Consider the following 12,782-nt stretch of genomic DNA (forward strand, 5'->3'; position numbering starts at 1 on the left):
ATCAATAAATTAATGCGAGGACAATGCAATGAGCAACAGTATATCAAAATCACCAAATAAAAATGATCTTGTGAAAGATACCTTGGTGCTAATTTTAGCGGGCGGACGAGGTTCAAGACTTTATGAGCTAACGGATAAACGGGCGAAACCAGCACTGTATTTTGGCGGCAACAGACGAATTATTGATTTTGCGTTATCCAACTGTATTAACTCAGGGCTAAACCATATTGGCGTGGTTACCCAATATGCGGCGCATTCATTATTACGCCATTTGCAAAAAGGCTGGTCGTTCTTGCCACAAGAGCGTGGTGAGTTTATTGATATGTTGCCAGCCCGTCAGCAAATTGATGATTCCACTTGGTATCGTGGCACGGCAGATGCGGTGTATCAAAATATGGCGATTATTCGCGATCATTATTGCCCGAAATACATCTTAATTTTGGCGGGTGATCACATTTATAAACAAGATTATAGCCAAATGTTGTTAGATCACGTTTCCAGTAATGCGCAATGTACCGTAGGCTGTATTGAAGTGGAACGTGAAAAGGCTTGTGAGTTTGGGGTAATGGCAGTTGATGAAAATCTTAAAGTAAAAGCCTTTGTTGAAAAACCCAAAGATCCGCCAGCGATGGCAGGCAAACCCAATATTTCTTTAGCATCAATGGGCATTTATGTGTTCAATGCAGATTACCTATACGATATTTTAGAACGAGAAGTGAACACCCCCTACACCTCCCACGATTTTGGTAAAGATATTTTGCCGAAATGTTTAGATGAAGGCACGCTTTATGCCCACCCATTTAGCCGTTCTTGTATGGGACGCAATACCGATGGCGAAATTTACTGGCGTGATGTGGGAACGCTAGATAGTTTCTGGCAATCCAATATTGATTTGGTTTCCGAAAACCCACAACTGGATATTTATGATCAACGCTGGCCAATTCGTGGTAATCCAACGCAAACCTATCCATCAAAATTCTTTTATAGCAAATCAGACATTAAACCCGTGGATAACTGTTTGATTTCGGGTGGTTGTGTGATCACCGATGCGTCGATTAGTTATTCTGTCCTTTTCGATCGCGTTATCGTGCAAGAAGGCTCATTGGTTGATCATAGCGTCGTGTTACCGCAAGTGACCATTGGTAAAAATTGTACGCTCAAACGTTGTATTGTTGATCGCCATTGTGTCATTCCAGACGGAATGGAAATTGGTGTGGATTTAGCACTGGATAGCAAACGCTTTAGAGTTAGTAGTGGCGGTGTGGTGTTGGTTACTGCATCAATGTTAAAGAAGTTAAATGGTGAAACAGTTGCGTTTGAAGCGCATTTAGATTAATACAAGGTAAAGAGAAGTGCGGTGGAATTTTGCGGAATTTTCACCGTATTTCTCTGTTTTAAGGAAGAAAAAGAATGAGAGTTTTACACGTTTGTTCAGAACTTTACCCGTTACTCAAAACGGGCGGTTTAGCGGATGTAATGGGGGCATTACCTTTTGCGCAACAGCAAATTGGTATGGATAGCCGAATTTTACTGCCGGCTTACCCTGCCATTGCTGCTGGCATTCCTAACACCGTTGTGGTGGCGGAATTTGATCATTTTGCAGGGCATATCGTGCTACGTTATGGTGAATATAACGGGCTAGGCATCTATCTGATTGATGCACCGCATTTGTATGCCAGAGAAGGCAATCCGTACCACGATGAATGGTATAACGATTATGCCGATAACTATAAACGTTTTGCCTTACTTGGCTGGGTTGGGGCAGAACTTGCTGTTGGATTAGATGCTTGGTGGCAAGCGGAAGTGGTTCACGCCCACGATTGGCACGCGGGTTTAACAAGTGCTTATTTAGCATTTAAAGGGCGACCTGCCAAATCCGTATTTACCATTCATAATCTCGCTTATCAAGGAATGTTTTCTTATCACCATTTGTTTGAACTTGGTTTACCGTTGGAAATGTTCCATATTAACGGCTTAGAGTTACACGGACAAATTTCTTATTTAAAATCAGGGCTTTATTATTCTGATGTGGTGACTGCCGTTAGCCCAACCTATGCTCAAGAAATCACGACGCCAGAATTTGGCTACGGCTTGCAAGGCTTGCTTGAGGCATTGCGTCAAGAAGGGCGATTAGTTGGCATTCTCAATGGTGTTGATGAACAAATTTGGAACCCGAATAGTGATCATTACCTTGAAGATCATTACAAATTAAAAGCAATGGCGGGCAAACGTAAAAATAAAGAAAAATTACAAGCCTATTTCAATTTGCCACAACAGCCTGACGCTTTATTATTTGTAATGGTGACACGTTTAACCGAACAAAAAGGCGTGGATTTACTGATTCAAAATGCTGAAACCATCGTACAACAAGGCGGTCAGCTTGCTTTACTGGGTTCAGGTGCACCGCATTTAGAAGAAGGATTACGCCACCTTGCCGAACGTTATCCTGAACATATCGCAGTAAAAATTGGCTATGATGAAGCCTTATCACACTTAATTATTGCGGGTGGTGATGTGATTTTAGTGCCAAGTCGTTTTGAGCCTTGTGGCTTAACCCAGCTTTATGGATTGAAATACGGCACTTTACCATTAGTACGAGCCACAGGTGGCTTGGCTGACACGGTGGTAGATAGCCATTCTGAAAACATCAAAGCTCGTAAAGCCACTGGGTTTGTGTTTAATGATGCCAATGCGGAAGGGCTAGGCTGGGCGATTAATAACGCCTTTGCATTATGGCAAAAACAGCGCCTATGGCAAAGTGTACGCGTGGTTGCAATGGAGCAAGATTTTAGCTGGCAAATTGCGGCAAGACATTACCAAGCATTATATCAACGCATTTTATAGCTTCATTCGATTTGCCTAAAATCAAAGTGCGGTGAAAAAACGCCGATTTTAGGCTGGTTTTTGTTGTGTTTTTATACAAAAAGGATAAAAATACGCCGATTTTAAATTGCAATAAATTAGGAGAGCCACTTATGACAACGGATAACATTGATTTTCCCTTCTCTTATAACCAACCTGAACAAACCACAGAATCGCTGAAAAAAGCGATCGTGTATAAATTGATTTTCTTAATTGGGCGTTCACCACAAGAAGCAAGCCAACGTGATTGGCTCAATGCCACCCTTTATGCGGTGCGTGATCTTGTGACAGAAGGCTGGATTTCGACCGCCCGTCAATCCCGTGATGAAAAAACACGTCGCGTCTATTATTTATCAATGGAATATTTAATGGGGCGGACGCTTTCTAATGCGTTGATTGCAGAGGGCGTTTATACCCTTGCTAAAGAAGCCTTAAATGAGCTTGATGTGGATTTAGAAGAAATCATTGAGAAAGAAGTGGATCCCGGTTTAGGTAATGGCGGTTTAGGGCGTTTGGCTGCGTGCTTTATGGATTCCATTGCCACCTTAGCTATTCCCGCAATGGGATATGGTATCCGTTATGAATACGGTATGTTTCGACAAACGATCGAAGAGGGTAAACAGGTAGAAAAACCCGATGCGTGGTTAGAAAAAGGCGCACCTTGGGAATTTATTCGTCCTTCTAAACGTTTCAATATCCAATTTGGCGGGCATATTTATTTTGAAGGAAAAAAATGTGTTTGGGAGAGTAAAGAGGAAATTGTTGCCTTAGCTTATGATCAAATGATCCCCGGGTATGCCAACGACAGCGCGGCAACTTTACGCTTGTGGAGCGCCCACGCAGGGGATTCTTTCAATCTTGCCGAATTTAACCGTGGTGACTATTTTCGTGCCGTAGAACAGCGTGCTTCCAGTGAAAATGTCTCGCGCGTGTTATATCCTGATGATTCCACTTGGGCAGGACGTGAATTACGTCTACGCCAAGAGTATTTCTTAGTTTCCGCCTCACTACAAGATATTATCAAACGCCACAAACGCACGCACGGTAGCGTAAAAAATTTGGCAGATAAAGTGGCAATTCACTTAAACGATACCCACCCAGCCTTAGCTATTCCTGAATTGATGTACATTTTAGTGGATAAAGAAGGCTATGATTGGAAAACCGCGTGGGATATGTGTCGCCGTATTTTCTCTTACACTTGCCACACGTTGATGTCTGAAGCATTAGAAACTTGGCCTGTGGAAATGATGGCAAAAATCTTACCACGTCATTTACAGATCATTTTTGAAATCAATGATTATTTCTTAGAATATGTCCGCACTTATGTAACCACCGATGACAATTTTATTCGTCGTGTGTCTTTAATTGAAGAGGGTGATGTGCGTAAAGTACGTATGGGCTGGTTGTCTGTTGTGGGATCGCACAAAGTCAATGGGGTTGCTGCTATTCATTCAGATCTTATGGTAACCTCAACCTTTGCCGATTTTGCGCATATTTACCCTGAACGTTTTACTAACGTCACCAATGGCATTACACCACGCCGTTGGATTGCCGTGGCAAACCCGGATTTATCTGCCTTATTTGATCGTTATATTGGCACGCAATGGCGTCGAGATCTGAGTTTATTAAATGAGCTCAAAGCCCATCTTGACGATCCTGATGTGCAAAACGCCATTCCAGCCATTAAACGTGCCAACAAAGTTCGCTTAGCTGATTATGTGAAAAAAGAATTAGGCATTGAACTCAATCCTGATGCCTTATTTGACGTACAGGTAAAACGTATCCACGAATACAAACGCCAAATTCTCAATGTGTTACACATTATTGCCCGCTATAACGAAATGCTAGAACACCCTGAAAAAGACTGGACACCACGCGTGTTTATCCTTGCGGGTAAAGCGGCTTCAGCCTATTACGCAGCGAAACAAACCATTAACTTAATTAATGATGTAGCAAAAATCATCAATAACGATGAACGTTTGCAAGGTCGTTTAAAAGTGGTGTTCATTCCAAATTATAGTGTAAGCCTTGCACAAATGATCATTCCAGCGGCGGATATTTCTGAACAAATTTCCCTTGCGGGAACAGAAGCCTCAGGCACAAGTAATATGAAATTTGCTCTCAATGGTGCATTAACCTTGGGAACATTAGATGGGGCAAATGTAGAAATCTTAGAAAATGTCGGCGAAGACAATATTTTCATCTTTGGGCATACCGTAGAACAGGTGGAAGCGTTACGTCGTAACGGCTACCGTCCTTATGATATTTATCAAAACAATGAACAGCTACGCCGCGTGATTGACCAAATCACCTCAGGATTTTTCTCCCCGAATGATCCGCATCGTTATCAAGACTTGCTTAATGGCTTATGTTATCACGATTATTATCAATCCTTTGCCGATTTCCAAAGCTATGTGGAAGCACAAAAACGGGTTGATGAAAGATACCGTGATCAAAGCGCGTGGACCAACAGTGCATTACAAAATATTGTGAATATGAGTTTCTTCTCATCAGACAGAACCATTGAAGAATATGCGAAAAAAATCTGGAAAATCCAACCGCTCAAGCTAAATTAGGTGGTTTAAGTAAAGGCTTTCACAAAGTGGGCAAATGAAAAATGCCCACTTTTTTATTACTGTTATCCGTGTAAAATAAGCAAAACCAAGTGCATAGGCAACCCCTTAATGCCGCTTAAAATGACACCGCATTTCCACAATCTAAAAAAGGACATTCTTATGCAAAACATCTTATTTATTGTACATTCTTCCCCTTATGGCGATGAACATTTTTTCAGTGCGTTACGCCTTGCTTTACAGTTACAAGAGCAACATAAAAGTGCGCTACAATTACGCTTATTTTTTATGTCTGATGCCGTCGTCGGAGGATTGGCTCAACAATCGCCTGCAGAAGGTTATCATTTACAGCAAATGATCGAAATTCTCACCGCACAGGGGGCAGCAGTAAAATTATGTAAAACCTGTGTGACTGCGCGAGGTATCCACAATGCCCCGCTCGCAGAGGGGGTAGAAATTGGAACATTAATTGAACTTGCCGATTGGACAATGGAAGCAGATAAAGTATTAAATTTTTAATTTATGATGACGATAAAAACGCAAACACTCAATCCAGCCACAATGCCTTTGCAAGGTGTGAGCCTGATCGAAGCCTCAGCGGGAACAGGGAAAACGTACACAATGGCGTCCCTGTATATTCGTTTGCTGTTACAAGCAGGGGAAAACTGTTTCAACCAACCACTCTCTGTCGATAAAATTTTAGTGGTAACCTTTACCGAAATGGCAACGCAAGAATTGCGAGAACGTATTCGTGCAAGAATTTACCACAGCAAGCAGTTACTGTTGCAATATCAAACCACGCAAGATCTAACGGTCTTTGCACAAGGGGGCGATCCCTTGCTGGGTGAATTAGTGCAAGGCTTAAATGACCTCCCCCTCGCCATTCAGCGCCTTAGTTGGGCAGAGCAGAGTATGGATACGGCAGCGATTTACACGATCCACAGTTTTTGTCGTCGTATGTTAATGCAATATGCCTTTAATTCGGGCGTGCATTTTAATTTAGCGTTGGTAACCGATGAAAGTGATTTACTCGCACGTTTAACCAACGAATTTTGGCGAGAAGCCTTTTATCATCAACCTGTGCTTGTCGCAAAATGGGTGAATCAAACGCTAAAATCGCCGCAAGCATTATTGAAAAAAATTCGCCCACATTTAGGCAAAGAGGGGGTTGAGGTTGCCCTTTCTCATCCGCACCTACTTGAGCTATCTCTTGATGAATTTTTCCAACAATATTTATTAACCACCTATCAGGCAATTGATGCGTTTAAGCAAGAATGGTTGGCAAACGCCGAAGAACTTGCCGTATTCTTCACGGAAAACAAAGAAAAAATTAAATACGCGAATCATTATGCAGGACGCCTTGAGAAAATGCGGGCGTGGGCGGAAGATCCAAACAATTACAGCTTGCCAGATATTTTTATTTATTTTACCGAAAGAGAGATTAACGCAAAAATAAAATCGGGGTTTGCCCCGTTACAACATCCTCTTTTTTGCCAAGCAGAACATTTATTGACACAATCAGAAGAAATGGCGCTTGCCTTACCGATTGTGCTATATCACGCCATTCAAGCCATTCGCAAAAAATGGTTTGATTATAAAAATCATCACATCCAAAAAGGCTTTGATGATCTGTTACGTTTAGTGCGAGAAGGGCTATATGGGGAAAATGGGCAGGAGTTAGCTGCGTTGATCCGCAATCAATATCCCTTTGCGATGATTGACGAATTTCAAGATACTGATGCACAGCAGTATCAAATTTTTTCTAAAATTTATATTGAAAAGCCACCAGAACAATCTCAGCCCACACCGTCAGGCTTTATAATGATTGGCGATCCGAAACAATCTATTTATAAATTTCGTGGCGCAGATATTTTTACTTATTTTAAGGCTTCGCAACAAGCCAACCAGCGTTTTACACTGAAAGAAAACTGGCGTTCTACCGCTGCATTAATTCAATCTGTTAATGGGATTTTTGATTTTGAACAGCCCGCGCCATTTTTATTTGACGAAATTCAGTTTGATCCCGTAAAAGCAGGGAAAAATCTCCCGCACTTTAATCTCAATGGGCAAGATGAGCCTGCGTTGCGTTGCTATTTAGGTGAGGGCTATGATCAAGAACAGTTTGCCAAAAATTGTGCGATTTCCATTCAGCAATGGCTAAAAAGTGCGGCGCAAAATCAAGCAAAATTTGCCGATGACCCCTTGCAAGCAAAAAATATTGCGGTGTTGGTGCGTACAGGAAAAGAAGCTCAGCGCATTAAAACCGCCTTGCAAAATTTGGGCATCGCCTCGGTATATTTATCCGATAAAAGCAATGTGTTTGACAGTGAAACCGCACAGGAATTGGCTCTGATTTTGCAGGCCTGTTTAAATCCGCTGAATGAACGCTACATTCTCAATGCCATTGCCACCCAATTATTTGGCTTAACCAGTGCAGAAATTTATCAAATTAAGCAAGATGAAACCCAGTGGGAGCATTGGGTGGACGCCTTTTTCGCTTATCAAAAAACGTGGCAACAAAAAGGCATTTTGGTGATGTTGCATCAATTATTGCTTAATGAAGAAACCCCGATTACGCAACGCTTGCTTGCACACAATCAAGGTGAACGAATTTTGACAGATTTCTTGCACTTAGCGGAACTTTTACAACAAGCTAGCCGTTTAAACGAAAGTGAAGCTGCCTTATTGCGTTGGTTTGAAAAGCAAATTCAAGGGACAGATCGGCTAGAAGAAAGCATTCGTTTAGAAAGTGAACGAGATTTAGTTAAAATCGTGACTATTCATAAATCAAAAGGCTTAGCTTATGATCTGGTGTGGTTACCCTTTATCGCCAAGCCGAAGAAAGAGGAAAAAAACACAATCACCACCTATTACGCCACAGAACAAGACCACATATTGTGGGATATGGAAAATCAGCAATCAGCACGCGTGCTTAAAGAAGATCTAGCAGAAGAAATGCGTTTGCTTTATGTGGCGCTTACCCGTGCTAAATACCAAGTGGCATTGTGTTTACCGAAGACCTTTGAAAAAAAATGGAATGGGTTGCTCTATGCCTTAACGCAAGGAAAGTGCGGAGAAAGCCTAAACTTATCCGCAACCTATGACAGCACAGCATTATTACAAATCTTGCAGCAAAACGTTGGTGAACAGAATGTGGCGATTAGCCACAGCGACGATCTTATCGCAAGCGCACCGTTGGTTTCCCCTCATCACACGCAGCACTTTAGCCCCGCGATATTTAATGGCAAGATTGAATACCATTGGGGAGTAACCAGCTTCACGGATATGGTGCATAAGCATCAACGCAATACATTGCAATTACAGGCTGAAAATGAAAGTGCGGTGCAAATTTCGCAAGTTTTTGATCAAGGTAAGGATTACGATTTCAACCTGCCACAAGCCTTCCCGTTAAACGAAGAAATAACGCCACAAGAACGTACCTATCCACAAGGTTATACCCCTTTTGATTTGCCAAGTGGCGTGCGTGTGGGGACGATTTTGCACCGTTATTTAGAAAAAAATACCGCACAATCCGCTCTTGATGAACAAAATCTTGCCAAATTATGCCAAGGGTTACAGCTTGATGAACAATGGATTGTGTCATTACAGCAATGGTTTAACGCCATTTATCACAGCCCATTATTGGTTGGTGAAAACGTAACCCTTGCACAAATTCAACCGCAAGATTGTATAAAAGAAATGCAATTTTATTTAAAATTAAACAAAGCCTTTGATGCCACCGCGTTTAATCGAGCCTTGCAAGATTATCACCCATTTCCCTCACAATCGCTGATTTTTGAGCGTTTGCAAGGAATGTTGCGTGGTTTTATTGACCTCGTGTTTCGTCATCAGGGTAAATATTATGTGCTAGATTACAAATCAAACTTGCTTGGTCATCAAATGGAAAATTATCAGCCTGCCCAGTTGCCTGAAGTGATGAAAAATGGCTTTTATGATTGGCAATATTTGCTTTACAGCTTAGCGTTACACCGCTATTTAACCTTACGTGATCCACATTATCAATATGAAAGGGATTTTGGGGGCGTGATTTATACGTTTTTACGCGGAATGAATGGCAAAGATCAAACAGGTATTTATTTTGATAAACCAGATTGGCGATTAATTCAAGCCTTGGAGGAATTATTCTAATGCTCAGTCTAATTAAAGCACTTCAAGAAAAAGGCATATTTAGCCAAGGGGATTACCATTTCGCACGCTTGATTGCCGAAAAACAGCAAGGCAAAGGGTATTCCTTATGCCAACAAAATTTAGCGATTTTATTGGCGGCATTGTGCAATTATTCTTATTTACAGGGGCATAGTTGCTTGGTGCTTGAGGCTAATTTAGCCAGTTTATTACCATTACCTCAGCAAGAATGGGAATATATAGAAAAAATCAATGCCAAAATTGATTATTTACCCCTTACCCAATGGCAAGATTGTTTACAGCAACATATTGCCTTTACCGCACAGCCGCAAGAAAAAATCGCCCCTTTGGTGTTTCAGTTTAATGCGCTGTATTTTTATCGTATCTGGCAAGATGAATACCGCGTTGCAGAATATTTTGCCCATTCCATTCAACGCACGGAACAAAATGGGGGGCAAAGTGCGGGGCAAAATTCAGGTATTTTTGACCGCACTTTTGATCCACAAGCCATCGCAACAATTTTGCAAAAATATTTTCCTCATTCCGCACAACCAAAACAAATTAATTGGCAAGAAATTGCCGTTGCAATGGCAATCAAACAGCCTTTTACCCTAATCAGTGGTGGACCCGGTACAGGCAAAACCACCACCGTAACACGATTATTACTTGCCTTACAGGATTTATATCAGCAAGGTTTACGTATAAAACTGGTTGCCCCCACAGGGAAAGCCACCGCTCGGCTAAAAGAGAGTATGGATAATTCCTTAGCTCGCTTAAAAGCAGAATTGGCGTTGCCAGAGGCGTTAATCGCTGCCATACCGACACAGCCAGAAACCTTACATCGACTACTTGGCGTACGCTTCTTTGAAGATATGCCCAAGCATAATAAACAGAACCCATTATTGCTTGATGTGCTTGTGGTAGATGAATCTTCAATGATCGATTTATCCCTAATGGCGAAATTGTTGCAAGCCTTAAAACCACAAACCAAATTAATTTTATTGGGAGATAAAGATCAGCTTGCCTCCGTGGAGGCGGGGGCAATTTTGGCAGAATTAGGCAAATTTCTGACGCAAGGCTACAGCCCCGATTTTGTGGCGTATTTACAACAAACCACAGGGCAACATTTGTCTGCGATAACACAAGGCAATCCAATTCGTGATCATCTTTGTCATTTAACCCAAAGCCATCGTTTTGATGAACATTCTGCCATTGGGCAGTTAGCGAAATTGATTAATCAAGGCAACGCAGAAGAAAGCTGGCAGTTGCTACAAGCGGGAGATTTGAAGAAAAGTGATGTTGTAACAATTTCGCCTTTAACCCTCGTTGATTTTATGCAATTGACACACAAAGGGGAAGCGAATAGCTTGGCGTATCAGCAATATTGTGCCAATGCGGTGGTGAAAAGTGCGGTGCAAAATTACACCAATTTTTTAACCTTAATTCAGCAAGTTACGGCGCAAAATCAACCTTTAGATTCAGAAAAAATTCAGCAAATTTTCACCGCATTTAATAAAGTCCGTTACCTCACCGCATTACGCGTAGGGGAGTTAGGCAGTGAACAGCTCAACCAACGTATTGCAGAGGGGCTGCGTGCAAAGGGCTTAGTGCAATTTAATCAAGCGCGTGAACATTATCTCGGCAAACCCATTATGATTACGCAAAATGATAGCAATGTGGGCTTATATAATGGGGATATTGGGTTATATTTAGTCAGCCCCAATGAACAAGGGCAACTAAGAGGGCATTTTTATTTTGAAAATGGCAAACGGGAATTAGCCAGCCGTATTCCACGCCACGAAACCGCCTTTGCAATGACAGTGCATAAATCACAAGGCTCTGAATTTGACCACGCCTTTATGGTACTGCCCACTGAACCTAGCCCGATTTTATCCCGTGAATTGGTTTACACGGGAATTACCCGTGCCAAGAACCAAGCCACCGTATTTAGCACGGAGCAAAGCTGGAAAACCGCCGTAAGAAACCCCACCAAACGACAAAGTGGATTGGCGTTGTTATTGGAGGAACAGTTGGAATCGTAAGCAAGCACATTGAAAGAGGGAACGTTTGATTTTTAGTGATAAGACCAAGCAATCACGTTATTTATTAAAAACTAAGTAAAGTTTATTAAAAAACAAGTAAATGAACTGATTAATAAACAGTCAATGATTTACAAATTCTTCAAAAAATTTACATTTTTTTACAAAAAGACTTGCTACCCCCCCCCCCTCAGTATAGAATAATAAATGCTCAAAATTATTGAAATAATGTTTTGGGCTTACTTATTCAATATACTCAAAATTTATTTAGGAGATCTTAAAAAATGTTTAATTTAACTACTAAAGCCTATATTGCTGTAACTGAAGGTTTACGTCGTTTTAAAGAAAACCAACAAGGTGTAACAGCAATCGAATACGGCTTAATCGCTGTGGCTGTTGCTGTATTAGTGGTTGCTGTGTTCTATAGCGATACTGGTTTTATCAACCAGCTTAAAGAGAAATTTAAGAGCTTAACGGATACAGTTAAAGCAGCAAATATTGCTAAATAATTCTTTAGGATAATCAGAATTTTAGAGGGAAGAATAGTTTTCCCTCTATTTGGAGAAATAAACCATTTGAAGAGAATTACACATTACAAAATAAAAAGGTAATGAGTTTCTCTAATGGTTTATACGCATTTAGAGCAAAGCAAATTTTGCCATTTAAAGGATGTAAAAATGGTAAAAAATAAAAACATTTAATAAGATAAACTAAAATGGAAATAATGGTTTGGGTGCTTATTACAATAATTAGCGTATTACTTAGTGTTCTCAGCTGGCAGGATATTCGCCACAGAATATTAAGTAATAAGTTAATTTTTGCCGTTTTTTTAACCGCACTTCCTTTAGGCTGGTTGCTAAACCATACCTTATATTGGCAGCCCGCGTTAATTACGCTCGTTATCGGATTTTTTCTTTTTCTCTTTAATGTGATTGGTGCAGGAGATATTAAATTATTAACTGTATTAATGCTATTAGTGCCACCAAACAATGCCTTTTTTGTTTTATTGTTAATTAGCTTATTTGGTTTATTGCTAATTATTGGTGGTTTACTTTTCTTTAGAAGTGCAATTAAGAAAAATGGCTTACCTTACGGGGTTGCAATTAGCCTAGGTTTTCTTAGTTATCTGTTTTTATTCATCAACATTCAACTATTGCCATAG

At 40.9% G+C, this 12,782-nt stretch carries 8 protein-coding genes; all 8 read left to right on the plus strand.

Annotated features, from left to right (window positions below; translation table 11 throughout):
- The first annotated feature begins 28 nt into the window (after nt 1–28).
- Nucleotides 29–1,336 (plus strand): glucose-1-phosphate adenylyltransferase, encoded by a 1,308-nt coding sequence (glgC, locus tag L4F92_RS05620; RefSeq protein WP_250350271.1) that lies wholly within the window; start codon nt 29–31, stop codon nt 1,334–1,336.
- Nucleotides 1,337–1,410: 74 nt separating this feature from the next.
- Nucleotides 1,411–2,844 carry a glycogen synthase GlgA gene (glgA, locus tag L4F92_RS05625; protein ID WP_250362986.1) on the plus strand — a complete coding sequence of 478 codons (1,434 nt, stop codon included), beginning with the start codon at nt 1,411–1,413 and terminating at the stop codon, nt 2,842–2,844.
- Nucleotides 2,845–2,975: 131 nt separating this feature from the next.
- Nucleotides 2,976–5,438: a glycogen/starch/alpha-glucan phosphorylase gene (locus L4F92_RS05630; protein ID WP_250362987.1), complete on the plus strand. Its 2,463-nt coding sequence runs from the start codon at nt 2,976–2,978 to the stop codon at nt 5,436–5,438.
- Nucleotides 5,439–5,597: 159 nt separating this feature from the next.
- Nucleotides 5,598–5,954, plus strand: a complete 357-nt coding sequence (locus tag L4F92_RS05635) for a DsrE/DsrF/TusD sulfur relay family protein (RefSeq protein ID WP_250362988.1) — start codon at nt 5,598–5,600, stop codon at nt 5,952–5,954.
- Nucleotides 5,955–5,960: 6 nt separating this feature from the next.
- A complete protein-coding gene (gene recB / locus L4F92_RS05640) occupies nt 5,961–9,584 on the plus strand; it encodes an exodeoxyribonuclease V subunit beta (protein WP_250364561.1) in 3,624 nt (1,207 codons plus the stop codon).
- On the plus strand, nt 9,584–11,623 hold the full coding sequence (gene recD / locus L4F92_RS05645; protein WP_250362989.1) for an exodeoxyribonuclease V subunit alpha: 2,040 nt from the start codon (nt 9,584–9,586) through the stop codon (nt 11,621–11,623). The genes recB and recD overlap by 1 nt, the downstream gene beginning before the upstream one ends.
- Nucleotides 11,624–11,904: 281 nt before the next feature.
- Nucleotides 11,905–12,129: a Flp family type IVb pilin gene (locus tag L4F92_RS05650; protein WP_250362990.1), complete on the plus strand. Its 225-nt coding sequence runs from the start codon at nt 11,905–11,907 to the stop codon at nt 12,127–12,129.
- A 206-nt stretch (nt 12,130–12,335) separates the two neighbouring features.
- Entirely contained in the window at nt 12,336–12,782 is a 447-nt protein-coding gene (locus L4F92_RS05655; RefSeq protein ID WP_250362991.1) for an A24 family peptidase, read from the plus strand.

The organism is Avibacterium sp. 21-595 (assembly GCF_023611905.1).
In the GTDB taxonomy this organism is placed as follows: domain Bacteria; phylum Pseudomonadota; class Gammaproteobacteria; order Enterobacterales; family Pasteurellaceae; genus Avibacterium.

Coding starts and splice junctions, on each gene's coding strand:
- glgC (WP_250350271.1), top strand. CDS start 29: ATGAGCAACAGTATATCAAAATCACCAAATAAAAATGATCTTGTGAAA.
- glgA (WP_250362986.1), top strand. CDS start 1,411: ATGAGAGTTTTACACGTTTGTTCAGAACTTTACCCGTTACTCAAAACG.
- L4F92_RS05630 (WP_250362987.1), top strand. CDS start 2,976: ATGACAACGGATAACATTGATTTTCCCTTCTCTTATAACCAACCTGAA.
- L4F92_RS05635 (WP_250362988.1), top strand. CDS start 5,598: ATGCAAAACATCTTATTTATTGTACATTCTTCCCCTTATGGCGATGAA.
- recB (WP_250364561.1), top strand. CDS start 5,961: ATGACGATAAAAACGCAAACACTCAATCCAGCCACAATGCCTTTGCAA.
- recD (WP_250362989.1), top strand. CDS start 9,584: ATGCTCAGTCTAATTAAAGCACTTCAAGAAAAAGGCATATTTAGCCAA.
- L4F92_RS05650 (WP_250362990.1), top strand. CDS start 11,905: ATGTTTAATTTAACTACTAAAGCCTATATTGCTGTAACTGAAGGTTTA.
- L4F92_RS05655 (WP_250362991.1), top strand. CDS start 12,336: ATGGAAATAATGGTTTGGGTGCTTATTACAATAATTAGCGTATTACTT.